This window comes from Actinosynnema sp. CS-041913 (assembly GCF_050942485.1).
In the GTDB taxonomy this organism is placed as follows: Bacteria; Actinomycetota; Actinomycetes; order Mycobacteriales; family Pseudonocardiaceae; genus Actinosynnema.
This window is the reverse complement of the sequence record NZ_CP192037.1, coordinates 4,710,835-4,735,304: the sequence shown is the minus strand read 5'-3', so window position 1 is coordinate 4,735,304 and position 24,470 is coordinate 4,710,835. Positions and strand designations below refer to the sequence as shown.

The following is a 24,470-nucleotide window of genomic DNA, read 5'->3' as shown; positions in this document are numbered from 1 at the left end:
CGGAAGCGTCGGTGCGGGGTCGCGGGCCGCCGGTCAAGGCAGGCGCGGGTCCTGTAGCCAGGTGTCGAAGAACGGTCCCAGCGGGGCGACGCTGTGCCACTGCGCCAAGGCGGCGAAGTCGGCGGTGGTGGCCGTGCCGTGGCGGTGGGTCCTGGTCCAGTCGCGGAGCAGGGTGAAGAACGGCTGGTCGCCCAGGCGGTCGCGGAGGGCATGCAGGGTCAGGGCTCCGCGCTGGTAGACCCGGTCGTCGAACAGGTCGGCCACGCCGGGGTCGCCGATGCGCAGGTCCTGGGGCAGGCGGGACAGCCGGGCACGGGCGCGGTCGGCCAGCACCGCAGCCGGGGGGCCGCCCGAGTTCTCCGACCACAGCCACTCGGCGTAGCAGGCGAAGCCCTCGTTGAGCCAGATGTCCTGCCAGTCCGCCAGGCCGACGCTGTTGCCGAACCACTGGTGGGCCAACTCGTGCGCGACCAGGCGCTCGAACCCGCGCCGCCCGTCCACGTGGTTCGACCCGAACACCGACATGCCCTGCGCCTCGACCGGCACCTCCAGCTCGTCGTCGGTGACCACGACGTGGTACTCGCGGAACGGGTAGGGGCCGAACAGCTCCGAGAACACCTCCATCATCCGGGGCTGGCGGCCGAAGTCGTGGGCCGCGTCCTTGCGCAGCCGCGCGGGCAGCGCGAGGTCCTGGCCCGGCGCGAGCACCAACTTCTCGTACTGCCCGATCTGGACGGACGCGAGGTAGGCGGCCATCGGCTCGGCCTGCTCGAAGACCCAGTTGGTGGTGCTGCCGCCGGTCCGCCCGTCGACCAGCACCCCGTTGGCCACCACCGTGTACGGCGACGCGGTGGTCACCGAGATCCGGTAGGACGCCTTGTCCCGCACCAGGTTGTTGCACGGGAACCACGACGGCGCGCCGATCGGCTGCCCGGCCACCAGGGCGCCGTCCGCCAACTGCTCCCACCCCAGGTCGCCCCAGTGCCGGGTGCGCACGGGCAGCGGCGTGCCGGCGTAGCGCACCTCCACCACGCACCGCTCCCGCCCCCGGTGCCGCAGCCGCAGCTTGCCGTTGCCGTGCGTGTACCGGGTGGGCTTGCCGTCCACCAGGACCTTGCCGATGGCGAACCGGCCGAAGTCCAGCGCGATCGGCCCGTCGGCGGCCACCCACAGCCGCGCGCGGCCGGCCAGGCGGCCGGTCAGCGGCTTGTAGTCCAGTGCCAGGTCGTAGTGCTCGACGCGGTAGCCGGGATCCCCGTGCTGCGGCAGGTAGCCGGTCATCGCCAGGCGGAGATCGGGTTGCCCAGCCAGCGGCTGCCCGCCGGCACCTCCTCGCCGCGCATCACCAGCGAGGCGGGCCCCACCGTGGTGTGCGCGCCGACCGTCGCGCCCGGCAGCACGATCCCGTGCGGCCCCAGCGTCGCGCCCGACCCCAACGTCACCTGGTCCATGCGCAGGATCCGATCATGGAACAGGTGGGTCTGCACCACGCACCCCCGGTTGACGGTCGCGCCGTCACCCAGGCGGACCAGGTCGGCCTCCGGGAACCAGTACGACTCGACCCACGTGCCGCGCCCGATCCGCGCGCCCAGCGCCCGCAGCCACACCGACATCAGCGGCGAGCCACCCGCCGACCCGACCAGCCACGGCACGGCCAGCACCTCGACGAACGTGTCCGCCAGCTCGTTGCGCCACACGAACGCGCTCCACAGCGGGTACTCCCGCCGCCGGAACCGGCCGACCAGCGTCCACTTCGCCAGCAGCGCCACCGCGCACGCCACGACACCGGCCGCCAGCAGCACGGCCCCGGCCAGCAGCGGCGCGAAAACCCCCAGCTCTCGCAACGCGAACAGCACGACCACCACCAGCGCCACGTGGCACATCACCGGCACCACCCGGCACAGCTCGACCAGCGCACGGGCCACCACGAGCCGCTTCGGCGGGTCGAACGTCCGGCTCTGGTCGCCCTCCTCGGCGGCGCGCGGCAGCTTCATCGGCGGCATCCCCAGGTACGAGCTGCCCGCCTTGGCCCGCTTCGGCGCGGCCGACAGCACACCGACCAGACCCCGGTTCGGCACCGAGCGGCCGGGCGCGGTCATGCCCGAGTTGCCCAGGAACGCCCGCTTGCCGACCCGCGCCGACGCGATCCGCAGCCACCCGCCGCCCAGCTCGTAGGAGGCGACCATGGTGTCGTCGGCCAGGAACGCCCCGTCGCCGATCTTCGTCATCTTCGGCAGCGCCAGCACCGTGGACGCCTCCACGCCACGCCCGACGCGCATCCCCAGCGCCCGCAGCCACACGGGTGTGAACAGGCTGGCGTACAACGGGAACAACGCCACGCGGGCCATGTTCATCAGCCGCTCGGTCGTCCACGCCTGCCACGCGACCCGGCTGTGCACCGGGTACACGCCCGCGCGCAGCCCGACGCCGAGCAGTCGCACGGACACCAGCACCAGCAGCGCGTACGAGCCCAGCCACGCCAGCGTCGCCAATGGCACCGCGAGCAACGCGCTGCCCAACGTCAGCGGCCCTCGCACGATCAGCAGCAGCGCCGGCAGCGCCGCGACGGCGGGCAGCAGGCCCAACGCGAACGTCGTCAGCCCGTAGACCGTCTTCCACCACAGCGAACGCGGCGGACGCGGGGCCGGCCGGGACACCTTGCCGGTGCGCTGCGCGGGCACACCCGCCCACCGCTGGCCGGTCGGCACCGAACCGACCACGCCGGAGCCGGGCGCGATCTCGGCCCGCTTGCCGATCCGCGTGCCGGGCAGCAGGGTGCTGCGCGCGCCGACCGTCGCGCCCGCGCCGACCCGGATGCGGCCGATGCGCACCCGGTCGCCGTCCACCCACGTGCCGGACAGGTCGACCTCGGGCTCGATCGCGCTGCCCCGGCCGAGCTTGAGCAGCCCGGTCACCGGCGGCAGCGAGTGCAGGTCGACGTCGGGGCCGATCTTCGCGCCCAGCGCGCGGGCGTAGTGCGTGATCCACGACCCCGCGAGGTTGGTCGCCCCGCTGAACTCGGCGAGCCGTTCGGCGGCCCACAGCCGCAGGTGCACACCGCCGCCACGCGGGTACGTGCCCGGCCGCACGCCGCGCAGCAGCAGCCGTGCGCCGCCGGCCGCGATGGCGACCTTGCCGGGCGGGCTGATGAACGCCACCCAGCCGGCGACGACCCACCACCACGACACGGACATCAGCCCGAGGACGTTGCCGATCGCCGCCAGCGCGACCGTCCACCGCACCCCGGCCACGGTCATCAGCGGGATCGTCAGCAGGGTCTGGAGCACCGCCGTGCGGCGCGGCGTCGGCGCGACGGTCCGCGCGGGCGCGTCGTGCGCGGCCAATTCGTCGAGCCGTCGGGCCAGCGCGCGCAGCGTCGGGTGCTGGTAGACGTCGCTCACCGACACGCCCGCGTGCCGGAGGCGGACCAGCGACACCAGTTGCGCCGCCGCGAGGCTGCCGCCGCCGCTGGCGAAGAAGTCCGCGTCCGCGCCGGCCACCCGGGAGCCGAGCACCTCGGCCCACTGCTCGGCCAGCCACGCCTCGGTGCCTTCGAGGTGCGACCCGACCTCGGCGTCCAGGGCGGGCAGCGGCCACGGCAGGGCGTTCCGGTCGACCTTGCCGGACGTGCGGGTGGGCAGCGTGTCCACGACCGCGATCAGCGGCACCAGGGCGGCGGGCAGCGTGCCGCGCAGCCGGGCCACCGCGTCGGCGTGGTCGAAGCCGTCCGCCGCGACCAGGTAGCCGACCAGGATCTGGTTGCCGCCCTTGGTGGTGCGGACGGCGGCTGCCGCGCCGGCGACGCCGGGTAGCGCCTGCAGCGCCGCGTCGACCTCGCCCAGCTCGATGCGCCGCCCGCCCAGCTTGATCTGCTCGTCGGCGCGGCCGAGGAACAGCAGGCCCTCGTCCTCGGCCTTCACCAGGTCGCCGCTGCGGTAGGCGCGGGACCAGCCCAGCGCGGGCAGCGGCGCGAACTTCTCGGCGTCCTTGGCCGGGTCCAGGTAGCGGGCCAGGCCGACGCCGCCGATGACCAGCTCGCCGGTGCCGCCCATCGGCACGAGTTCGCCGTGCGCGTCCACCACGGCCAGCTCCCAGCCGTCCAGCGGCAGCCCGATCCGCACGGGGCCGACGCCGGTCAGCGGAGCGGCGCACGCGACGACGGTGGCCTCGGTGGGGCCGTAGGTGTTCCACACCTCGCGGCCGTCGACGGCCAGGCGCTCGGCGAGTTCGGGCGGGCAGGCCTCGCCGCCGAAGATGAGCAGCCGCACGTCGTCCAGCGCCTCCACCGGCCACAGCGCGGCCAGCGTCGGCACCGTGGACACGACGGTGATCTCCTGCTCGACCAGCCACGGCCCGAGGTCCATGCCGGTGCGCACCAGGGAACGCGGCGCGGGCACCAGGCACGCGCCGTTGCGCCACGCCAGCCACATCTCCTCGCAGGACGCGTCGAACGCCACGGACAGGCCCGCCAGCACCCGGTCGTCGGTCCCGATGGGCTCGTCGGCGAGGAACATGCGGGCCTCGGCGTCCACGAACGCGGCGGCCGAGCGGTGCGACACCGCGACGCCCTTGGGCTTGCCGGTGGAGCCGGAGGTGAAGATGATCCACGCGTCGTCGTCCGGCCCCGGCGCGCCGACCAACCCCATCGGGGTGCCGCGCGGCACGAGCTTGCCTTCGGCTTCGACGACCGCGCACGCGCCGGCCTCGCCGAACACGAGGTCCGCGCGCTCGTCCGGGTCTTCGGCGTCGACCGGCACGTACGCGGCGCCGGCGGCCAGCACGGCGAGGATCGACACGTACAGGTCGACCGTGCCGGAGGGAACCCGGATGCCCACCCGGTCGCCGACGCCGATTCCTTGCGCGGCAAGGCCACGGCGGACCCGGTCGACCTCTTCGAGCAACGCCCGGTAGGTCAGCGAGGTCGCGCCGTCGTCGACCGCCGGCGCGTCCGGGTGGCGGCGGGCGGTGTCCGCGAGCACGTCGAGCAGGGTGCGCTCCGGCGCGGCGGCGCGGGCGCGGAACAGGGCAGGCGCGAGGGTGAAGTCGGGGGCAATGGTCACCGGCGGGCACCGGCTGAAAGCGAACGCACTTCTCGTCCTCCGAGGGGTGGGGGAGCCTGCTCCGCACCCGGTCGGGGACCGGCCAGGCAGCCACGGCGATCGCGACCGCGAAACCGCCAACGGGCGACTTTACCCGGTATTCACCCGGTGGCCCGGTGATCAACAGCCGAAGTGGGAGGTCTCACACGTTCGGCGGACACCGTGTCGCGTTGACAGGTGAACAAGAGTTCTGTTCGATCGAACACGTCGACTGATGTGAGGTGGTGGGATGAAGGCCGGGATCACGATCCTCCCCGAGTACCCGTGGGCCGAGGCGAAGCCGCGTTGGCAGGCGGCGGAGCGGTACGGGTTCGCCCACGCGTGGACGTTCGACCACGTGGGCTGGCGCGCCCTGGTGGACGGTCCGTGGTTCGGCTCCGTGCCGACGCTGGCGCTGGCCGCCGAGGCCACCTCGCGCATCGAACTCGGGATGCTGGTCGCGTCGCCGAACTTCCGCCACCCCGTGCCGTTCGCGCGCGAACTCGTCACGCTGGACGACGTGTCGGGCGGCCGGTTCACGCTCGGCGTCGGCTCGGGCGGGATGGGCGGTTACGACACGAAGGTGTTCGGGGGCACGAACCTCGTCGCGAGCCCGGCCGCCCGGTACGCGGAGTTCGTTGAGTTGCTGCACGAACTGCTCACCCGCGACAACGTCACCTGGACGGGGGAGTACTACCGGGCGGTGGAGGCGCGGAACCTGCCGGGCTGCGTGCAGCGCCCCCGGATCCCGTTCGTGCTCGCGGCCAACGGTCCCAAGGCGCTCCGACTGGTGGCCCGCTTCGGCGAGGGCTGGATCACGACCGGGACGCGGCAGGACACCCTGGAGTCGTGGTGGTCGTCCCTGGCGGAGCTGTCGGAGCGGCTGGACGAGACCCTGGCCGCGCACGACCGGCCGCGCGCCGAGGTGCGCAGGTTCCTGCAGACCGACGCCGCTCCGGTGTTCTCGCTGTCCAGCGTCGAGTGCTACCGGGACTTCCTCGGGCGGGCGGAGGAGTTGGGGTTCACCGACGTGGCCGCGCCGTGGCCGAGGGCGTCCGGCGTGTTCGCGGGTGACGAGGCAATCCTGGAGACCGTGGCGGCGGAGGTGCTGCCGGGCTTGGCCTAGACCGACCACTCGCCAATCCCGATTCGGTCCCATCCCCTCGAAGGACGGTACGACGGGCCACTTCACCGAAACCGGCCTTCAGTCCGCCGGGGCGTTCTCGCGCCGGGTCAGCGTGCGCACCTGCCGGCTGCACAGTGCCGCGCACGTCACCACCACCAGCACGACGGCTCCCCACACCAACGTCGGCCCCGTCCCGAACCGGGTGCCCAGCGGCCCCGCGACGACCTCCCCGACCGGCAGGGCGATGTACGAGCCGAGCATGTCGTACGAGTACACCCGCGCCAGCTTCTCCGCCGGGATGTTCTCCTGGAGCGACACGTCCCAGGCGACGACGAACACCTCGGTGGCCGCACCGACCAGGAACATGGCCACCAGCAACGGCACGACGCTGGGCAGCACGGCCAACGTCACCAGCGGCAGGACCTCCAGCAGGATGGCGAGCACGCCGATCAGCAGTGCCCGCCGGGGCCGCCAGTGCGCGACCAGCACCCCGCCGACCAGGGCGCCCAGGATCTCCGCGGCGATGACGAAGCCCCACGCGGTCCGCCCGATGCTCTGGTCGGCGATGGCCGGTCCCAGCACGAACAGCCCGCCCGCCAGCACCGCGTTGACGATCATGAACTGCAGCACCACGACCCAGACCCAGGTGTGCTCGGTGAACGACCGCCACCCCTCCGCCAGGTCCCCGAGCACGCCTTTCCCGGCCACCCGGGGCGCGTGCGCCACCCGCACGGTGCGGTAGGCCGACGCCGCCAGCAGGAACAGCACCGCGTTGCCCGCGATCGCCCACCCCGGCCCGAGCGAGCCGACCAGCAACCCGCCCACCGCCGCCCCGGTGAACCGCCCGGTGTTCACGCCGATCCGGGCCAGCGCGTTGGCCTGGGTCAACAGCTCCGGGGCCACCGTCTGCGGGGTCAGCGCGGCGGCGGCCGGCAGCGACATCGCCGCCGTGACGCCGTTCGCGACGCTGAGCGCGACCAGCAGCGGCAGCGAGGCGAAGTGACCCAACACGGACGCCGCGATCAGCCCCTGCGTCACGGCCGCCGTCAACGCGGTGCCCTGGAGGATCACCGAACGGGGCAGCCGGTCGGCCAGCATCCCGCCGAACAGCACCAGCACCACGACCGCCGCCGACCGCGCCCCCACCACGATGCCCAGGTCGACCAGGCTGCCGGTGACGTCCAGCACCGCGAACGCCAGCGCGACCGGGGCGACCCCGTTGGCCAGTTCGGCGAACCCGCGTCCGGTGATCAGCCGCCGGAACGCCGCTGTCCGGAGCGGGGTGAAGACGTCGCTCATGCCGGGCAGGGCGGCCGGAACGCCAGGCCGGGGAAGTGGTCGCGCCACTCCTGCTCGGTCATCCGGGGCCACGCCGCCGCGCAGACCTCCGCGCCCACGGACTCGGCGTCGACGTCCCACAGCCGCACGGTGCGGTCCTGGCTCGCGGTCACCAGCGTGTCGTTCGTGAACGCCACCGAGTACACCCGGTCGGTGTGGCCGGCCAGCACGGCGAGCGCCCGGGGAGTCCCGCCGACGTCCCACAGCCGGACCGTGCCGTCGTCGCCGGCGGTGGCCAGCACCCCGCCGTCCGGGTTGAACGCCACCGACCGCACGACCCCGCTGTGCCCGGAGATCACCGCCTTCCGCCGCGGCGCACGCGGGTCGGTGACGTCCCACAGCCGGGCCGTCCGGTCGAGGCCCCCGCCGGCCAGCGTGCGGCCGTCCGGGCTGAACGCCACCGACGTGGCCCGGTCGGTGTGCCCGTCCAGGTCGGCCAGTGGTGTCGGCCGGCGCGGATCGGTCACGTCCCACAGCCGGATCTTGTGGTTCATCACCCCGGCCACGGTCCGGCCGTCCGGGCTGATCGCGGTGGCGTGGATGCCCTCGTCGCCCTCGCTGCGCAGTTCGCCCAACGGCGTGAAGTCCGTCAGGTCCCAGAGCCGCACCCGGAAGTCGTCACCGGCCGTCACCAGCACGCGCCGCCCGAACGCCACCGACCGCACGCTCCGCAGGTGCTTGAACAGCGCCACCCGCGCGGGGCGGGCGGGGTCGGCGAAGTCGTACAGCGCGATCGTGCCGTCGATGCCCCCGGCCGCCAGCAGCCGCCCGTCCTGGCTGAACACGGTCGACTTCAGGGGCGCGGTGGCGTCGGTCAGCACCGGGCCGGGCACGGGCCGCCGCGCGCGGCTCACGTCCCACAGCCGCGCGGTGTTGTCCTCGCTGCCGACCACGACGTGGCGGCCGTCCGGGCTCATCGTGGCCGACCACGACGGCGGCACGCCGAGCACCGGGCCGGGCAGCTCGGTGAGCAGCGCGGTCCCGTCGTCCGCCGACGAGGCGAGCACGTGCCCGTCCGGGCTGAACGTCAGCGAGTACACGGTGTCGGTGTGCCCGGTCAGGGTGTTGAGCAGCACCGGCCGGTCCGGCACGGCGGTGTCCCAGACCTTCGTCGTGTAGTCCCACCCGGCGGTGGCCACGGTCCGGTTGTCCGGGCTGAACGCGACCGTCTGCAACGGTCCCGTGTGCGAGGCGAGCACGCCCAGCGGCGCGGGCGGCCCGGTCACGTCCCACAGCCGAGCGGTGTGGTCGGAGCTCCCGGTCACCAGCCGGCGGCTGTCCGGGCTGAACGCCACCGACCGCACGGGCTGCCGGTGCACGTCCATCGCGCCGACCTCCGCGGGGTGCCGGCGATCGGCCAGGCTCCACACCCGCGCGACGCCGTCCTCGCTCGCGCTGGCGAGCAGCGCGCCGTCCGGGCTGAACGCGGCCGTCCAGACGATGTCGGTGTGCCCGGTGAGGGTGGTGAGCAGCGACGGGCGCCGGGGCGCGGTCACGTCCCACAGCCGCACCAGGCCGTCCGCGCCGGCGGTCGCGACCATCGACGAGTCCGGGCTGAGCGCCGCCTGGTAGATCGGTTCCTCATGGGCGCGGAAATCGGCCAGCACCACCGGTTTCCGGATGTCCTCCAGGCTCCAGACCCGGACGCTGCCGTCGTAGTGCGAGACGACCAGCAGCCCGCCCGCGCCGCTGAACGCGAGCGACTCGATGTCCTCCGGCTGGTCGGGCACCTCCACGACCGCGACCGGCCGCAGGGGAGTGGTCACGTCCCACAAGCGCAGCACCCGGTCGTCGCCGCCGGTCGCCATCAGCGTCCCGTCCCGCCGGTACGCCACCGCGTTGGTCTTCAGCCGCAGCGCCACCGAGAACGGCGTCGCGAACGCTTCGAGCAGCGCGCTGCGCGCCTCCACGGTCGGCGCGAGCCGGTACGCGGCCAAGCCGAGCTGCGCGGCCAGCGGTGGGTTCGACGCGCGCAACGCGACCGCGTCCGCCGCCACCTTCTGCGACAGCGCCACGTCCCGCTGGTCGGCGGCCCGGTTCTCGGCCCACACCGCGTACCCGGTCGCGCTCACCGCGATCAGCAGCAGGACGCTCAACACGGCCACGAGCTGCCGCAGCCGCCGGCTCCGCCGCCGCTGCGCGGCCTGCTCCCGGACCTCCAGCTCGACGCTGCGCCGCAGGAACTCGCGTTCCCGGCCGCTGAGCAGGTCCCGGCTGTCGGCCGCCCAGTCCTGCGCGGCGGCGAGCCGGGCGCCGCGCAGCAGCGAGTCGGGGTCCTGCCCGTGGGCCAGCCACGTCTCGGTCGCCTCGGTCAGCCCCCGGTGCACCCGGACGCCCTCGCGGTCCTCGGTGAGCCAGGCACGCAGCCGGGGCCACGAGCGGAGCAGCGCCTCGTGGCTGATCTCGACGCTGTCCTGGTCGGCGGTGAGCAGCCGGGCGCGGGTCAGGTGCTCCACCACGGCCGCCACGTCCGGGTCGTCCAGCTCGGTCCGCGCCACCCGGCGCTTGGTGTCCTCGGTGCCCTCGCCGAGCGCGGTCAGCCGCAGGAACACCTGCCTGGTCAACGCCCGCCGCTCCGGGTCGATCGCGGTGTAGGCCTCCTCGGCGGTGTTGGCGACCGCGCGGTCCAGGCCGCCCACCGACTCGTAGCCGCTCAGCGTCAGCGTGTTCCCGCGCCGCCGCCGCCACGTCTCCAGCAGCGCGTGCGACACCAGCGGCAGCACGCCGGGCTGGCCGGTCGCGTCGCCGATCAGCCGGGAGACCAGGGCGTTCTCCACCGTGCAGCCCGCCTGGGCGGCAGGCCGGATGATCGCCTCGCGCAGCTCGTCGGTGGTCATCGGGCCCACCACGAGCTGGGCGTCCCGCAGCACGTCCACCAGCCCGGGGTGCGCGGTGCAGTGGGCGTAGAAGTCGGCCCGGATGCCGAGCACCACCCGGCAGTGCTCGGCGGCGGTCAGCAGCCCCGCGCTGAAGTCGGCGCGTTCCTGCTGGTCGGCGCACAGCGTGAAGACCTCTTCGAACTGGTCGACCACGATCAGCGGCCGGTCGAGCTGCCGCACCAGCCGGTGCAGGCCGCGCGGGTCGGCCAGCTCCTCCCGCAGCCGCCCCGGCGTGCCGAGGCCGAGCCGGGCGAGGTGGACGGCGCACTCCTCCCACGGCCGCGCGCCGGGGGTGAACAACGCCACCGGCCCTTCGGCCCGCGCCACCAGCCCGGCGCGCAGCAGCGAGGACTTGCCCGCGCCGGACGCGCCGAACACCGCCATCACCGGGTGGTGTTCGAGCCGCTCGCGCAACTCGCCGAGCAGCCGTTCCCGGCCGAAGAACCGGTCCGCGTCGGCCGGCTGGAACGCCGCCAGCCCGACGTACGGCCCGTCGTCGTCCGCCGCGGCCGACGCGGCCGGCGTCAACGCCGACGCGACCTCGTGCCACCGTGCGGTCCACTCGTCGGCGTCCCCGCCGCACGCCCGCACGTACGCCTGCGTCACGGCCAGCGTCGGCAGCTTCCGCCCGCCCGCCGCCTCGGACAGCGTCGCCGCCGAGTAGTGCGCCCGCGCACCGAGTTCCCGGTAGGTCGGACCACCCGCCTTGTCCCGTAATCGCCGCAGGTCGGCCGCGAACGACAGCAGCGGCCCCTCCCCGTCCCCCAACGGACGCTCACGCCGAGCCACCAGCCGAGTCCCCCTCCTCGTCGGGCACCCATTGTTCAGAGCTTGTTGTTCAACGTCCAGGCGTCGACACCGAACAAGCGGGACTGCGTTCGATGGCCTCGACCCCGCCGCGAACGGCGCGGCGGAGGAGACGAGGAGGTCCACGTGGCACGACCGGTACGCTTGGATTGCCCGAAGAAGGTGTCCGGCCGAGGGGGATGCGCGTCCTGTTGGCGGAGGCTGGTCGCCGCCGAACGCGCCAGACGCACGGCACACGACGCTTAGCCAACGATCAGCGGCAGCGCGTATCCGCCACCCGGCGGCACCCCTCCTACTCGGAGGAGGACGCCATGACCACTGGGGACCTGGTCGGATGCCATGAGCGGACGCTGGCGGGCCTGCTGAACGCGGGCGTGCGGGCCGTGCGCGTGGTCGGAGGGGCGGGCGCCGGCAAGACGCGCCTGGTGCGCGAACTCGTCCGGACCGCCCGCCGCCGACACCTGCCCGCCATCGCCGCCCGGGGCACGGACACGGGTCGCACGGTGCCGTTCGGGGTGCTGCGGGACGCCGTGGACAAGGCCGGGGCGGACGCGCCGAACCCGGCCGCCCAGAACGCGTTCCTGCTGCTCCGCGCGGTGTTCCACTCGTTCCTGGACCCCGGTCACGATACGTCCGCCCTGGTCGACGCCGAACGCCACCGCCTGTACCGCACCGTGGGCGACCTGGTGGCGGCGATCGCCCGCCCGGCCGGACTCGTGCTGGTGCTGGACGACGCGCACCTGGCGGACAGCGGCTCGCTAGAACTGCTCGGCCACCTGCTCCGCCACGCGCCGGACGTCGACCTGCTGCTCGTCACCGCCCACCCACCGGGCGCCGAGCCGGCCGCGTTCGCCACCGCGGAGGTCGTCGAACTCGATCCGGCCGACGCGGCGCCGGCCCGGATCGAGCCCGCCGACCTCCGCGTCGCGCAGGCGGTGGCCGTGCTCTGCGCCACCGCGCCGCGCCTGGTGGCCGCCGTCGCCGAGACGACGCTGCACGAAGCCCGCGCCGCCCTGGTCCGGTTGGCGGCACGAGGGGTGCTGACCACCGACGGCGGCACGCTGGACTACGCGCAGGCCGGACTGAGGCGGTCGGTCTACGAGTCGACGGACCCGGAGTGGCGAAGACGAGCCCACGACCGGGCAGCGCGGGCCCTGGGCGACGAGGGCGCGCCGATCACCGTCCGAGCGCACCACGTGGCCCGTGCGGCGAGGCCCGGCAACCTGACCGCAGCCGCCGACCTGACCGCAGCCGCCGACGCGGCATCCCGCGTCGCGCCCGTGGTGGCGCTGCACTGGCTGGAAGTCGCCGCGGACCTGCTGCCCCGGCACACCCCGGCCCGGCTGCGGGTGCTGCGCAAGCTGGTCGCCGTGTCCCAGGCCGCCGGACGTCCACACGAACACCGCCGTGCCGTACGGGACATGCTGACATCGACCCCCGCCGATCGTGCCGAGATCGCACTGCGCTGCTCCCTGGCCGACCGGGCACAGGGCCGCCACGCCGACGCCAACGCGCTGCTGGAACAAGAACTGCGCAACCCCGTGTCCTCCCGTGATCGAGTGCTGCTCGACCTGGGCCTGGCCGCGGACCCGACCGCCGGCACCGGCCGCGCCGACGAGGCGGTCTCGGCGGCACGAGCCCTGGGCGACGACGGCGTGCTGGCCATGGCGCTGGGCGTCCGCCTGCTCAAACCGCCCTACGACCTGGCGCTCCTGACCGAAGCCGGAGTCCTCGCGGACAACCAGCCGGACTGCCCGATCGAGGCCCTGCTCTGGCTGGCCCGAGCCGAGATCATGCTGGAACGCCCCGCCGACGCCGTCCGTCACGTGGACCGGGCCTTGCCCGCCGCCCGCAACACCGGCCGCGGCGACCTGCTGACCCACTTGTGGCAGGCCCGAGGCGAAGCCCTGGAACACCTGGGCCGCCTGGGCGAAGCGAACGAGTGCTACATCGACGCGGAGGAAGCCGCGGCCTTGCCCGACACGCCGGAGATCCGGTCACCGGCCCTGGCCGGGCAGGCCCGGATCGCCGTGTGGCGCGGCGAGGTGCCCGAAGGCCTCCGCCTGGCCGAGGCGGCGGTCGCCGTGAACCCGGGACGCCCGGCACGCTTCGCACTGGCCCTGGCACAACTGCACGCCGACGACCCTGACGGCTGCGTGGCACAACTGCTGACGACAGACGGCAGCCTGAACCTGTCGATGATCGACCCACTGTCCACAGTGGAATGGTGTGCCCTGCTCGCACTCGCCGACGGAGCCCGCCACCACACCGCCGACGCCAGCCGGTGGGCGAACTACGCCCGAACCCTCGCGCAGGGCTTCCAGGCCGGACTCCGACAGGCGTGCGCACGGATAGCGTCGGTGGGCGTGCTCCGCTTCACCGATCCCGCCGAGGCGGCAGCCGAAGCGGTCGGCGCGGCCGAGGCGTTCGAGCAGCTAGGAGACACCATCCACGCAGGCCGAACCCGCCTACTGGCCGCGGCCCTGTTCCGCCAGGCCGACCGGACCACCCGGGAACGCCAGGAACGAGACCGCGCACAAGCCCTCCTGGAAGCCTGCGACCCCGGCCTCTACGAGCGGTTGGCAGGCACCTGGGCACCCGCTCATGATCATGGCCTCACCGACCGGGAGCGGGCTGTGCTGACGGTGCTGGCGGAAGGGCTCACGGCGGACGCCATCGCGCGGAGGATGGACATCTCACCCAGGACGGTCCACCGACACCTCCAGCACCTGTACCGGAAACTCGGCACCACGGACCGGCTTTCGACGGTCCTGCGCGCTCAATCCCTGGGCCTGCTCACGGACGTGTCGACGGTGCTGAACTGCTAGACGGCAAACCAAACGCCACGAGGTCATGGGCAACGAATCGATTCGCAAACAGGCGCGGGCCAGGGGCGGTGGGCACGTCACTCAAAAGTGTTCCTCAGACCTGGGCAAAGTCCGGCAAACCTTGTGTCGACCCGGTGACTGTGGATCTCCTGTGCCACGCTTGCTCGGGAAGAGGGGGTGTAGGTGGCGTCACTCGGGGAGGTGGCCGCGCGGGTCCGGGTCGCGTGCAGGAAGGCAGCACAGGCGCGGACGGCGTTGGAACAGGCGGAAGACCTGACCCAAGAGGCACACGACGTGCTGGCTCGCGCGCTGGATGGTGCGCGTCACCTCGAATCCGACGCGACACAGATGCTATCCGCGTTCACTCGGGTGGTGGATGGGTGTAGGGGCTACCTGTGGCCGCTACTGAACGAGGCCGTGAAAAACGCTGAGAGCCTCGCGGACCGCTTGGCCGCCGAGGTACTTGCGTATCCGGCCTCGACCACTCGGCGACCCGCACAGCCGCTGCAGCGGCCCCCGGTCCGTCAGGCCGACCCCGACCACGCGCCCGTGATCCCGCCCGACCGGATCGAGCAGCTACGGCGCGAACTGCCGCCGCCCGTGGTGGCCGGATCAGGTCAAAAGACGCGTGGTTACTGGATCGGTGCGGACGGCACGGTCCAGCCGGTCGTCAGCGGCCGTGACGACGATGCCGATGAGGCCGACACACGACTGCGTGACATGGGGATGCCCCGAAAGTCGGCCAAGACCGGCGACGCGGAAATCAAGCTGGCCACGCGCATGGTCCGTGAAGGCGTTCGACACGCCACAGTCTTGATAAACAATGAGCCGTGCGTCGGTCCGTTCGGCTGTGACACCCTCGTGCCGATCCTGCTCCCGGAAGGATCATCGCTCACCGTGTACGGCGTGACCGAACAGGGTGAACCCATCCGCAAGCGATACACAGGAGGTGCCCGCCCGTGGTGGCGCTAGATGCTTGGTACGACCGGAAAGCCGCTGCCCCTACGGTCGTCCACACCCCGGCTGAACTGGACGCCGTGCTGGACACCGTCGTCGGGTGGAACGCGCCCATCACCGTCCAACTGCTCATCCACGGCGACCCCGGCCATGCGATCCTCGACGTCGGACTGGATGCCCGAACCGGCCGGGGGGTGCTCTACTATTCCGGGCCTGACGCCCCCGACGCCTGTATCAGCAAGGGGCCGGACACCGCCGAGCAACCGCCCCTCTACTACTTCACCGGTTCGGACACCGAGTTCCCGGTGAACGCGGAGATCCCGTTGGCCGAAGCGCGCCGGGCCGCCCACGAGTACCTGGGCACCGGGGGCGGGCGGCCGAGCGGGATCGAGTGGCAACCGAGTTGGAACTAGCGAGCGGTCGGCAATGTGGTCCCGTTTCGTAGTGTTCCGACTGCATCCAAGACCTGCGTGGCTTGGCCGGCGGTGGCGTCGCGGGCACTCTTCTGCCGTCAAGCTGCGTAACACCCTTGAACGAACCTTTGCCCTCTTTGTCCTGGCTGCCGGTGGTTCCCGCTGGGCAAGATGATCGTGCGCGGTGGGATTCAACGGAAGATCAACGATCGGAAGGACACGATCTCGTGGACATGGAGCGACTGCTGTGGAGCCTGGCGGACAGGTACGCGCCGGCCTCCCAGGTGCCTCACCTCAGGCCCACGTGGTTCGACCACGCCGGTGACCTCGTCGTGGCGGACGGTCGGGTCATCTGGGAGACCCCGTGGGAGACCGAGGCCGGGTTCAGCCATGCGCTGCCCGCAGGCGCCCACCCGGTGTTCGCGGGCACCCGTGTCTACCCCCAGGACTCCGGAGCGGTCCGGCACGTCGTCACCATGATCGTGATCCCGGTGGCCGAGCCCGCGCGGATCGCTGCGGCGAAGTGGGGCGATCCCGGCTACGACGACATCCACCGGATCGAGGACTACGCGATCCTGTGGGGAGGAGAAGCCAGGCGCGCGGCACCCCAGTCCGACGACGACGTGCCCTCGTTCTTCCCCGGTGCGCGGGACCGGATCACGGCGGAGGGGCCACACCGCCGGCAGGACAACTGGGTGGAGGTGGTGGTGGACCGGGAGACCGGCGTGAACGCCTTCGTCTTCCCCGTGGAAGCCGAGCTCGTCGACGGCTTCGAGATCGTCGACGAGGAGGAGAACCTGCTCTGCCTGGTGCTGACGGCGTACTCCTGACAGGAGGCAAAGTCGGAGCCGGCGAGCGGTCAATGCGGTTTCAAGGTTTTACGCAGCTTGACGGCAGAAGGGCGACCACGGACTCAAAGTGCTCCGTGAGCACGCACGTCTGGGCTCAAGCCGGGAACATTGAGCAACGGGACCACATCATCGGGAGCCCTAAAGGCTGCCGGGGGACCGGTGTCAGCGCAACACGCCGCCCGCAGAGCAACCCGCCCAGCCGCCTGACTCGCGGTTGTCCTAGGCGCGACCTGGCACCCGCAAGTGCACGCTCCGTAGCGCGCGTGGCGTTCCAGCCGTCCCTGGCAGCTTCAGGGCTTATCGAAAATGTGGTCCTGCTTCGTAGTGTTCCCGGCTGTGTCCAAGACCTGCTTGGGTACTGGTCGCCTTGCTTCGTGGTCCCTCTTCTGCCGTCAAGCTGCGTAAAGATCTTGCTCTCTCTTCGCCCTAGGTCCGACTGCGCAGGAACGCCCGCCAGTGGGTGGCCGGGTAGTCGATCACCGGCCCGTCAGGGTTCTTGGAGTCCCGCACCACGACACCGGCCCTGGTCGGTGCGACTTCGACACAACTCGACTGCGCTCCGGCGCTGTAGCTGCTCTTACGCCAGCTCTTTCCAATGATCATCGCGGTCCTCTCGACGGCCGTACACGTCCGCCCAATGGGCGAACACCGACCGTGATTGTTCCGCATCCAGAGCGAGCTTCGCGAGGAGTCCTACCCGGCGTTTATAGGCATCGAGCGCCTGATCCGCCTCGATGAAGAGCGTGGCGGTGTCGGTCTCGGTGTAGGCGACCGGCTTGATCGGAGGGGCGAAGGCCATGAGGTTGAAGGTGGTGCGCACCGCGTTCGACCCGGGAGCGCTGAAGGGGATCACCCTCGGGCGAAGCCGCGACGACCATCCGCACATGAAGGCCAAGCGCAGCATCTGGTCGTGCATGACCCCGTAGTCGCCGACCACCGAGTGGAGAGCGGCTTCGTGGATGTAGAAGGTCGTGACCGGCGCTCCTGGTCCGGTCAGCCGGGTTTGACGTTCCATGCGGGTGGCGACGAAGAAGTCGAGGTCTTCGGGGCGGAAGTCCCCGACCGTCGTGATGATCGCCGCCGCGTAGGCCGGGGTCTGGAGCTGGCCGGGGATGACCATCGGTTCGTACGCCGTCATGGTGAGGGCGGCGCGTTCGTGGATGATCAGGCTGGCCAGGTTGTCCGAGAGCCTGCCGTCGTGGGAACGGAGGAAGTAGCCCAGATCCCGTTCCTCGCCCAGCCGGCGGATCCGCTCCCTGGTTGCCGGGTCGACCTCCAGGCGGCCCAGCAGTGCGCCCAGGTCGAAGCCACTGGTCCCGCGCACGCCGTGTTCGATCCGGCTGATCTTGCTCGCGGACCAGCCGAGCGACTTCGACAGCTTGTCCGCCTTGAGGTTCAGGCGGACCCGGGCCTGGCGCAGTTCCTCACCCAGCTCCCGGCTGCGGACGGTGGTGAGCCGTTCGGGTCTCATGGCGTTGGAAACTAGCGCCTGCGCCGACCGGAATTCCTTGCTCAGGCCTGGAATCCACCCCAAAGAATCACTCCCCGGACATTCTTGCGCCGTGGGCAATCACCTCCGTCCCGGTGGGCGGGCCGATCATCCGTTGTCCGGCAGGCTCTGCGGGGGCAGGTCCGTCCACACCGTGCGGATGCGGTCCAGGCACACGGATTTCGGGCCGGTCGTCCCGTCGGAAGTCCAGCCGGGCGGCAGGGCGCGGTCGGCGGGCCAGATGGAGTACTGGTCTTCGGCGTTGCGCACGACCGTGTAGAGGCGGTCGTCCTCGTCCTCGAACATGTGGTCCCTTCCGCGATGGCGTGCCGCAAAGAATCCGGGGTGTCACCCGATCGAGTAATCCGGGCGATCCCAGAACGTTCGCCATTGCGCCTGTCGGGCCGTCCTGCTAAGGGTCGGAGCCCGTTCCAGGGACCGGCCGGCCCGCGTCAGGCACGCGTCAGCAGCACGTCAGGACCACTTCGGAGCCGGCTTCGGCAGGGCGTCGAACCGGACCGGGCATAGGCGCGAATGAGTGGGTAGTTGTGCCCATTCCGGTATCCGGAGTGGACCGCGACTGTTGACGGAGTGAAATGGTCGATGGCTGTCCATCGGCTCTTTGGGGGACTTCCTGGGGGAGAGTCGTGACTGGAGTGACCGTGCAGGGTCCGGTCGAGCGAGGCCGGAGTCCGAGATGGGTGGAGGTGCCGGGAGGAGGCACCCGGACGTTCGGCACGTGCGCGTGCGGCTTGTGCTCGTGGGACCTGCCGATCGCGGGCGAGCCCGACTTCCGGGGCGCGGTGGCGGCGGACGGCCCGGTGTGGTGGGTCGCGAACCTGTCCGACCGCGAGCCGCTGTTCGTGGCCGACGTGGACCGCCCCGGCGAGGCCACCGCCGTGCGGCCGGGTGAGCGGCTGCCGTTCGGGTACGACATGGCGATCGTGACGCCCGCACCCGAGCCGGGCGCGTTGTCGCTGACCGTGTTCGCCACGGTCGCCGAACCGCCGCGACCGCTGGTGGCGCGCTGCCCGGCGATCCGACCGGGCAGCCCGCGGCTCGACCCCGGGGCGCGCTACTACGCCGTGCTGCTCGCGCTGTGCGACGGAGCGCCCACCTCGGCCGCCATCGCGGCCCGGCTGGACATGAGCCCGCGCGCCGTGGACGCGCACATCGACTACCTGGTGCGGAAGCTGGAGATCCCGGAGCCCACGCTCCGCCGCAACGGCTGGAAGCGCACGGCCCTGATCGCGCACGCCCGCAGCCGCGGCATCGTCCGGGACCGACGGTTGGCGAGGACGGCATGATCCACGAGGTCTTCCGCGGCCGGGTCCTCGAACAGCCCGACGCCGTGGCGCTCGTCCACCGCGAGGGCACGACCAGCTACGCCGAACTCGACCGGATGTCCGACGAGATCGCGTTGGAGCTGGCCGCCTCGGGCATCGGCAAGGGCAACGTGGTGCCGGTCGTGCTGCCGCTGTCGCCGGTGCTCGTGGCGACCCTGCTCGCCGTGCTGAAGTGCGGCGCCGCGTACGCCGTGCTGGACCGGTCCTGGCCGGCGGAACGGCTGCGCCGGATCGACTCCCTGCTGCCCGGCCAGGTCGCGGTGGCGGACGCGGCCGTCGACGCGTTCCCGCGCCGCCCCGGCACGGCCCACCAGCCGCCGCCGATCACCGACGAGACAGCCGCGATGGTGTTCTTCACGGCCGGTAGCACGGGAGGGCCCAAGGCCGTGGTGTCGCCGCACCAGGCCACGATGCGGCTGTTCCAGGACTGCGTGTTCGCGACGTTCGACCACACCACCGTGATGCCGCAGGTGTCGGCGGTGCCGTGGGACGCGTTCGCGTTGGAGCTGTGGGGCGTCCTGCTGACCGGCGGCACGTCCGTGCTGGTGGAGGATCGCCCGCTGACGCCGGCCGCGGTGCGTTCGCTGGTCTCCGGGCACGGCGTGAACACCCTGTTCCTCACCACCTCGCTGTTCCACCTGGTGGTGGAGGAGGACGTGGAGGCGTTCGCCGGCCTGGACACCCTGGTCGTCGGCGGCGAGAAGCTGTCCGCCCGGCACGCGGGCCGGCTGCTCGCCGCGTGCCCGGAGGTGCGGCTGGTCAACGGCTACGGACCCGTGGAGAGCACGGTGTTCGCCCTCACCCACGACGTGCGCCCCGTGGACGTCGTGGGTGAGGTCCCCCTGGGCCGCCCGGTGACCGGGACCTCCGTGCACGTGCTGGCGGACGGCCGGGAGTGCGGTCCGGGCGAGGTCGGCGAACTGGTCGTCGCCGGTGACGGGCTCGCGCTCGGCTACCTCGGCGACCCCGGGCTGACCGCGCGGAAGTTCGTGACCGCGTCCATCGACGGCTACCCGATCCGGGTCTACCGGACCGGCGACCACGGCAGCGTCGACGCCGACGGTGTCTTCCACTTCCACGGCCGGCGCGACCGGCAGGTGAAGGTGCGGGGTCACCGGGTCGAGCCGGCCGGCATCGAGCACGTGGCGGCCGGGGTGCCGGGCGTGCGCCGCTGCGCGGTCGTGCCGGTGGCGGACGGCGAGGGCACCCGCCTGGCGTTGTTCTTCAGCGGCGACGGGGTGTCGGCCGCCGGGCTGGCGGACCGCCTGCGGGCGTCGCTGCCCGCGTACTCGGTGCCCGACCACGTGGTCGCCGTGTCGACCTTTCCGTTGTCCCCCAACGGAAAGGTCGACAGTCGGAAACTGCTGGAGGCGCTGCCAGAGGCGGTCGCTCCCGGCGTGGCCGGTGACTCGGTGGAGGACGTGGTCGCGGCCGAGTTCGCGGCGCTGCTCGGCTCCGCCGACCGCGACCGGTCGTTCTTCGCCCTGGGCGGCACTTCGCTGGGCGCCGTGCGGCTGTGCACGCGGCTGGGCGCGCGGTTCGGGCGCGCCATCCCGGTGTCCCGGCTGATGAGCGCGCCGACCGCGACGGAGTTCGCGGCGTGGCTGACGTCCGCCGGGATCTCGTCGGGGCTTCCGCACGGGCCGGTGCTGACGCCGATGCAGCACTCGTTCGTGGTGCGGCACGCACTGGCCGGCGGCCTGGACATCGAGAACCACTGCCCGCTGATGTGGACCATCGCCGGTCCCGTCCGGCCGGCCGCGCTGGAGGCGGCCGTGCAGGACGTGCACCGCCGCCACGGCTACCTGCACGCCCGGTACACCGACGGGGACGAGCCGCAGGCCGTCGAGGGGGAGCGGCCGGCGGAGTTCGTGCGGCTGGTCGCGGAGCGGGAAGACGCCCGGTACCTCTTGGACGTCCACCTGTCGCAGCCCTTGGACCTGGCGGCGGGCGTGCCGTGGCGGGCGGTGCTGGTGCAGACGCCGGACGCGTGGGAGTTCGGGCTGGCCGTGCACCGCGCGGCGTTCGACGGCTGGTCGCGGCATCGGCTGGCGGAGGACCTGTCGGTCGCCTACCGGGCGCGGGTGCGGGGCCGGGAACCCCGGTTCGCCCGGCCGGCGCCCACGCCCGCCGACACGGCCCGGATCCTGGCGTCCCTCGCCGACGCGGCGGACCTGGCCGCGCAGCAGGAGTTCTGGACGGCGGAGCTGGCCGGGCTGCCCGGTCTGGTGTTCCCCGCCGCCAAGCCGGGGGCGTACGTGCTGGAGTCCCCGGTGGACGTGGCGGCGGTCGACGCCGCGGCCCGGAGGTCGGGCGCCGGCCGGTTGGCCGTGCTGGTGGACGCGGTCGCGCGGGCGGTGTCGGAGCACACCGGTCAGGCGGATTTCGGTATCGGCGTCCCCGTGACGCAACGGGCCACCGAGGCGCTGGAACTGCCCGTCGGGTGCCTGGTCGACACGGTGTGCGTGCGGGTGGGCAACCGCCCGGCGGCGGAGGCCGTCGCCCGTGCGCTGGCCAACGCCGACCTGCCGTTCGCCGAGGTGTCCCGCCGCGCCACTGGACGGCAGGCGCTGTACCAGGTGATCGCGGCGGTGCAGGACTCGCCGGAGCCGGACCTCGACCTGCCGGGCTGCCGCGTGGAGTGGCACGACGAGCCGACCGCGCCCCTGGCGGAACTCCAGGTCGAGCTGATCGCGCCGGCCGGCGCGCCCGCGAAGCTGCGGGTCAGCCGGAACCCGGACCGGGTGGACGTCACCACGATGTCCACCGTGCTGGCGAGCGTACTGGGGGCGCTCGCCACCTGAAGTCCGGCTGTGCGCACCACTTGGGCCGGGTGCGCACAGCCGGACTCAGGCGACCTCGCCGGCGAGCCCGCGGTCGAGCTTCACCCGGACCAGCCCGGCGGAGAGGCGGGCGAGGTCGTCGGGCTCGACCAGCCGGGCCAGCCGCCGCGGCTCGGCGGGCAACCCGACCCGCCGCGCCCCGTCCAGCGCTTTGCGGTCCAGGTAGGGCCGCAGCTCCGGCCACACGGCCTGCGCCTCGCGGCAGAAGATGTCCACGCCGACCGGACCCAGCCTCGGCACCCGGAGCAGGTGGTCCCGTAGGTCGTCGCCGCGCATCCGCCGCACGTCGCCCCGGTACTCGGCGAGCAGGAGTTCCGCGCCGTCGCCCAACGCCGTGGCGGTGCTCTCGTCGTAGCGGACGTAGTGCGCCCGGCCGAGCGCGTCGACCCGTTGCTGCCAGGTCGCGTCCAGCATCCGGCGGGGTGTGGCCAGCCGGGACAGCTCGCCGGATGCCGCCACCGCGAGGTGCGCCTTGATCCGGGTCGACAGCAGCACGCTGAGCACGAGCAGCCGGTAGAGCGGGGACGGTCGGTCGGCGAGCCGGATGCCCGCCTCCTGCGCGTAGGTGCGGCCGGCCACGTCGAGCAGCCGGGCCGCGATCGCCTTCCGGGAGGCCATGCCCGGTGGTTACCCGCACCGGCGGTGGTGGAACCGGTCGACAGGCACGCCTGCCCCACGCCGTGACGACCCGGGCAGGCAATGGCGCGCGGGGCCGCCGCGCCGGGGGTGACGCACGTTACGACCGCTCCTGTCACACCGTGCCGGGCGGTTCCGTCAGAGATGTGTAACCACCTAGAACGGCAGAGGAGTTCGGCATGAGCGCCCGTTTGAACCTGTTCGGCAACCCGGCCGCCGGCAAGCTGTTGAAGCATTTCAACTCGGCGGGGAAGGTGATCTCCGACTCGTCGCTGCCGGCCGCGACCGCGGAACTGGTGAAGATCCGCGCGAGTCAGATCAATGGCTGTGGCTTCTGCGTCGACATGCACACGAAGGAAGCCGCGCACGCCGGCGAGACCTCGTTGCGCCTCAACCTGATCGCGGCGTGGCGGGAGGCCACCGTCTTCACCGACGCCGAGCGCGCCGCGCTGGAGCTGACGGAGCAGGGCACCCGGATCGCGGACGCGGCCGGCGGGGTCACGGACGACGCCTGGGCGAACGCCGCCAAGCACTACGACGAGGAGCAGTTGACCGCCCTGGTCTCGCTGATCGCCCTGATCAACGCCTACAACCGGTTGAACGTCATCGTCCAGCAGCCCGCCGGCGACTACCAGGTCGGCCAGTTCGGCTGACCCGGGAAGCAGGTGCTCCGGCGCCGCGGGCCCCGGTCCGCACATCGACGTGCGGACCGGGGACGGGCCGGTGCGGGAGTACTCGCCGTGCGGCTCGCCGGGCGACCGGTGCACGGCGGGCGACTGCGCGGCGGAGCTGCGGCACCTGCAGTCGAGCCGACCCTCGCGCAGAGTGATGTGACCGCGCACGGTCACCTGTCCGGGGCGGACGCGGGGCGCCACACCGGCCGAGGCCGGTGTGGCGCGGCTCGTGCCGACCCATTTCGCCTCGGTGGAGCCGGAATGGCCGCGTGGATTGGCGAAGGCGGCGTCCCGTGAATTCGCCGGACCCGTCACGCTCGCCGAACCGGGCCTCGCCATCCCGGTGCGCCGACCGTTTTCAAGATCCCACCGGGCTTATTGCCGAACGCGCCACCGTGAAGTGCTGATCATTGTCCGCTGATCGTTTTCCGGGTGATGAACACGGAGGGTCGCCAATCAGTGGCGTTGGTGAATACGTACGGTAGCTGTCACCCGCCGCTCCCGAGAGGCGGCCCGTTGCGGTCGCCGACTGTCTCGCGGGGTCGGCCGGCCGGGTGTACCGGTGCCATCGAGTGCCAGTGGATCACTGAAAGTAACCGCAGATGTGCGGCCTGGAAGGCGCTCGTCACTGTTTGTGTTTATAACGCCTGCACGATCGCGAAGATCGACTGATAAAAATCCCTCGACCTCGTGAATTCGTGCACGTGCACCCGCGAAACTCCACTGTGGGACGACCTCCGGCTGCCATCCGGATGAACCTGCCGAGTAGACGGCAACCTGCGCGGGTGGTATTGCCGTTCGCCACTGCTTCTTGCTGAGTGCGACTGTTAGCTTGCAAGAAAGCGCTGAAACCGTTCGTTTTCGATCCCTGTGGAGGTTTGGATGAAACACTTCGTCACCGTTCTGCCGGTAGCGCCCGCGGCCACCGCGCCGATGGTTCCGCTCGCCCCCGCAGCCCGGGCCGCCGTCGGCGAGGTCGCGGTGTTAGCCACCGGGTTCGTCCCGCTGGAGGTCTTCGACGACCCGAAGGGGTGTCACGCTCCCCTGACCGGGGCGTACGTGCCGACCAACCGCACCGACCAGTCGCGCGCCATCCACGGCGACCCGCTGTGCCTGACGCCGTCGATGCCGGCAATCCAGGACCGCGGGGCGCCCGCGCCGCCCGCCGGGGCCGCGTTCCGCGGCTGATCACCATGCAGTTGAAC

General features: G+C 72.4%; 18 protein-coding genes. 10 read left to right on the top strand and 8 right to left on the bottom strand.

Going from position 1 to position 24,470, the window contains the following annotated elements; all coding sequences use genetic code 11:
* Positions 1 to 33: 33 nt before the first annotated feature.
* The gene (locus tag ACQPZF_RS21980) at positions 34 to 1,281 is read right to left on the bottom strand and encodes a M1 family metallopeptidase (protein ID WP_433259881.1); all 1,248 of its coding nucleotides are present in this window, start codon (positions 1,279 to 1,281) and stop codon (positions 34 to 36) included.
* Complete coding sequence (locus tag ACQPZF_RS21975; RefSeq protein WP_433259880.1) at positions 1,278 to 5,060, bottom strand: Pls/PosA family non-ribosomal peptide synthetase; 3,783 nt, start codon at positions 5,058 to 5,060, stop codon at positions 1,278 to 1,280. Before ACQPZF_RS21975 ends, ACQPZF_RS21980 begins: the two co-directional genes overlap by 4 nt.
* Before the next feature lie 268 nt (positions 5,061 to 5,328).
* On the opposite strand from ACQPZF_RS21975, the gene ACQPZF_RS21970 reads away from it, so the two are divergent.
* Entirely contained in the window at positions 5,329 to 6,204 is an 876-nt protein-coding gene (locus ACQPZF_RS21970; protein WP_433259879.1) for an LLM class flavin-dependent oxidoreductase, read from the top strand.
* A 78-nt stretch (positions 6,205 to 6,282) separates the two neighbouring features.
* Here ACQPZF_RS21970 and ACQPZF_RS21965 read toward each other — a convergent pair whose 3' ends face one another.
* Together ACQPZF_RS21965 and ACQPZF_RS21960 are read right to left on the bottom strand one after the other, a co-directional pair.
* On the bottom strand, positions 6,283 to 7,503 hold the full coding sequence (locus ACQPZF_RS21965) for an MFS transporter (RefSeq protein WP_433259878.1): 1,221 nt from the start codon (positions 7,501 to 7,503) through the stop codon (positions 6,283 to 6,285).
* A complete protein-coding gene (locus tag ACQPZF_RS21960) occupies positions 7,500 to 11,210 on the bottom strand; it encodes a hypothetical protein (RefSeq protein WP_433259877.1) in 3,711 nt (1,236 codons plus the stop codon). Before ACQPZF_RS21960 ends, ACQPZF_RS21965 begins: the two co-directional genes overlap by 4 nt.
* 329 nt (positions 11,211 to 11,539) lie before the next feature.
* Between ACQPZF_RS21960 and ACQPZF_RS21955 the strand changes: the two genes are divergently transcribed.
* From ACQPZF_RS21955 to ACQPZF_RS21940, 4 genes are all read left to right on the top strand, one after another.
* Positions 11,540 to 14,056 carry an AAA family ATPase gene (locus ACQPZF_RS21955; RefSeq protein ID WP_433259876.1) on the top strand — a complete coding sequence of 839 codons (2,517 nt, stop codon included), beginning with the start codon at positions 11,540 to 11,542 and terminating at the stop codon, positions 14,054 to 14,056.
* A gap of 183 nt (positions 14,057 to 14,239) precedes the next feature.
* Positions 14,240 to 15,028, top strand: coding sequence for a DddA-like double-stranded DNA deaminase toxin (locus ACQPZF_RS21950; RefSeq protein WP_433259875.1), 789 nt, complete (start codon positions 14,240 to 14,242; stop codon positions 15,026 to 15,028).
* The gene (locus tag ACQPZF_RS21945) at positions 15,016 to 15,426 is read left to right on the top strand and encodes an Imm1 family immunity protein (RefSeq protein ID WP_433259874.1); all 411 of its coding nucleotides are present in this window, start codon (positions 15,016 to 15,018) and stop codon (positions 15,424 to 15,426) included. The genes ACQPZF_RS21950 and ACQPZF_RS21945 overlap by 13 nt, the downstream gene beginning before the upstream one ends.
* A 227-nt stretch (positions 15,427 to 15,653) precedes the next feature.
* Positions 15,654 to 16,256, top strand: coding sequence for a hypothetical protein (locus tag ACQPZF_RS21940; protein ID WP_433259873.1), 603 nt, complete (start codon positions 15,654 to 15,656; stop codon positions 16,254 to 16,256).
* Positions 16,257 to 16,703: 447 nt separating this feature from the next.
* Here ACQPZF_RS21940 and ACQPZF_RS21935 read toward each other — a convergent pair whose 3' ends face one another.
* From ACQPZF_RS21935 to ACQPZF_RS21925, 3 genes are all read right to left on the bottom strand, one after another.
* The gene (locus ACQPZF_RS21935; RefSeq protein ID WP_433259872.1) at positions 16,704 to 16,880 is read right to left on the bottom strand and encodes a DUF397 domain-containing protein; all 177 of its coding nucleotides are present in this window, start codon (positions 16,878 to 16,880) and stop codon (positions 16,704 to 16,706) included.
* Positions 16,855 to 17,748 (bottom strand): helix-turn-helix domain-containing protein, encoded by an 894-nt coding sequence (locus tag ACQPZF_RS21930; RefSeq protein WP_433259871.1) that lies wholly within the window; start codon positions 17,746 to 17,748, stop codon positions 16,855 to 16,857. The genes ACQPZF_RS21935 and ACQPZF_RS21930 overlap by 26 nt, the downstream gene beginning before the upstream one ends.
* A gap of 126 nt (positions 17,749 to 17,874) precedes the next feature.
* Entirely contained in the window at positions 17,875 to 18,072 is a 198-nt protein-coding gene (locus tag ACQPZF_RS21925; RefSeq protein ID WP_433259870.1) for an MbtH family protein, read from the bottom strand.
* A 341-nt stretch (positions 18,073 to 18,413) separates the two neighbouring features.
* Between ACQPZF_RS21925 and ACQPZF_RS21920 the strand changes: the two genes are divergently transcribed.
* Complete coding sequence (locus ACQPZF_RS21920; RefSeq protein ID WP_433259869.1) at positions 18,414 to 19,073, top strand: hypothetical protein; 660 nt, start codon at positions 18,414 to 18,416, stop codon at positions 19,071 to 19,073.
* Positions 19,070 to 21,916 (top strand): AMP-binding protein, encoded by a 2,847-nt coding sequence (locus ACQPZF_RS21915; protein WP_433259868.1) that lies wholly within the window; start codon positions 19,070 to 19,072, stop codon positions 21,914 to 21,916. Before ACQPZF_RS21920 ends, ACQPZF_RS21915 begins: the two co-directional genes overlap by 4 nt.
* A gap of 45 nt (positions 21,917 to 21,961) precedes the next feature.
* Here ACQPZF_RS21915 and ACQPZF_RS21910 read toward each other — a convergent pair whose 3' ends face one another.
* A complete protein-coding gene (locus ACQPZF_RS21910; RefSeq protein WP_433259867.1) occupies positions 21,962 to 22,573 on the bottom strand; it encodes an endonuclease in 612 nt (203 codons plus the stop codon).
* A gap of 197 nt (positions 22,574 to 22,770) precedes the next feature.
* Between ACQPZF_RS21910 and ACQPZF_RS21905 the strand changes: the two genes are divergently transcribed.
* From ACQPZF_RS21905 to ACQPZF_RS21895, 3 genes are all read left to right on the top strand, one after another.
* Positions 22,771 to 23,244: a carboxymuconolactone decarboxylase family protein gene (locus ACQPZF_RS21905; protein ID WP_433259866.1), complete on the top strand. Its 474-nt coding sequence runs from the start codon at positions 22,771 to 22,773 to the stop codon at positions 23,242 to 23,244.
* Positions 23,245 to 23,482: 238 nt separating this feature from the next.
* Positions 23,483 to 23,686: a hypothetical protein gene (locus tag ACQPZF_RS21900; RefSeq protein WP_433259865.1), complete on the top strand. Its 204-nt coding sequence runs from the start codon at positions 23,483 to 23,485 to the stop codon at positions 23,684 to 23,686.
* Positions 23,687 to 24,147: 461 nt separating this feature from the next.
* Positions 24,148 to 24,453, top strand: coding sequence for a hypothetical protein (locus tag ACQPZF_RS21895; RefSeq protein WP_433259864.1), 306 nt, complete (start codon positions 24,148 to 24,150; stop codon positions 24,451 to 24,453).
* Positions 24,454 to 24,470 lie beyond the last annotated feature (17 nt).

Coding starts and splice junctions, on each gene's coding strand:
- ACQPZF_RS21980 (WP_433259881.1), bottom strand. CDS start 1,281: ATGACCGGCTACCTGCCGCAGCACGGGGATCCCGGCTACCGCGTCGAG.
- ACQPZF_RS21970 (WP_433259879.1), top strand. CDS start 5,329: ATGAAGGCCGGGATCACGATCCTCCCCGAGTACCCGTGGGCCGAGGCG.
- ACQPZF_RS21965 (WP_433259878.1), bottom strand. CDS start 7,503: ATGAGCGACGTCTTCACCCCGCTCCGGACAGCGGCGTTCCGGCGGCTG.
- ACQPZF_RS21955 (WP_433259876.1), top strand. CDS start 11,540: ATGACCACTGGGGACCTGGTCGGATGCCATGAGCGGACGCTGGCGGGC.
- ACQPZF_RS21935 (WP_433259872.1), bottom strand. CDS start 16,880: ATGATCATTGGAAAGAGCTGGCGTAAGAGCAGCTACAGCGCCGGAGCG.
- ACQPZF_RS21930 (WP_433259871.1), bottom strand. CDS start 17,748: ATGAGACCCGAACGGCTCACCACCGTCCGCAGCCGGGAGCTGGGTGAG.
- ACQPZF_RS21925 (WP_433259870.1), bottom strand. CDS start 18,072: ATGTTCGAGGACGAGGACGACCGCCTCTACACGGTCGTGCGCAACGCC.
- ACQPZF_RS21915 (WP_433259868.1), top strand. CDS start 19,070: ATGATCCACGAGGTCTTCCGCGGCCGGGTCCTCGAACAGCCCGACGCC.
- ACQPZF_RS21910 (WP_433259867.1), bottom strand. CDS start 22,573: ATGGCCTCCCGGAAGGCGATCGCGGCCCGGCTGCTCGACGTGGCCGGC.
- ACQPZF_RS21905 (WP_433259866.1), top strand. CDS start 22,771: ATGAGCGCCCGTTTGAACCTGTTCGGCAACCCGGCCGCCGGCAAGCTG.
- ACQPZF_RS21895 (WP_433259864.1), top strand. CDS start 24,148: ATGAAACACTTCGTCACCGTTCTGCCGGTAGCGCCCGCGGCCACCGCG.